Raw genomic sequence first — 265 nt, 5'->3', positions numbered from 1 at the left:
GCACAACACCACGACGGAATAAAACAACGAGCTAACTACTTAATATATCAAAAGTCTCCAAATCAAAAAAAAAAATGCGTTCATCGCGGCCGCCTCGCGGTGGATTTCGGCGAAATCGCCCCGGCGTATGGCGTCGGAATTGCCGAGGGCGCGCAGCGCCGCCTGGGCGGCCGCGACCTCGCGGTCGACGAGCAGCGCGGTGGCGCGCGCATTGGACTCGACGCTGCGGATGCGCGATTCGCGCTCCCAGTCGAGGAGCATGGAC

The 265-nt window shown here is 60.8% G+C and carries 1 protein-coding gene; it reads right to left on the bottom strand.

Features of this window, described 5'->3' with window-relative positions; all coding sequences use genetic code 11:
* Nucleotides 1-39 precede the first annotated feature (39 nt).
* Nucleotides 40-265 (bottom strand): hypothetical protein (locus tag ACCD05_RS31920; RefSeq protein WP_413397689.1); only part of this gene is annotated, 226 nt, incomplete at its 5' end.

The sequence above is a fragment of the Rhizobium sp. Rhizsp42 genome, from assembly GCF_047304155.1.
Lineage (GTDB): Bacteria > Pseudomonadota > Alphaproteobacteria > Rhizobiales > Rhizobiaceae > Rhizobium.
This window is presented reverse-complemented; position numbering and strand designations above follow the sequence as displayed.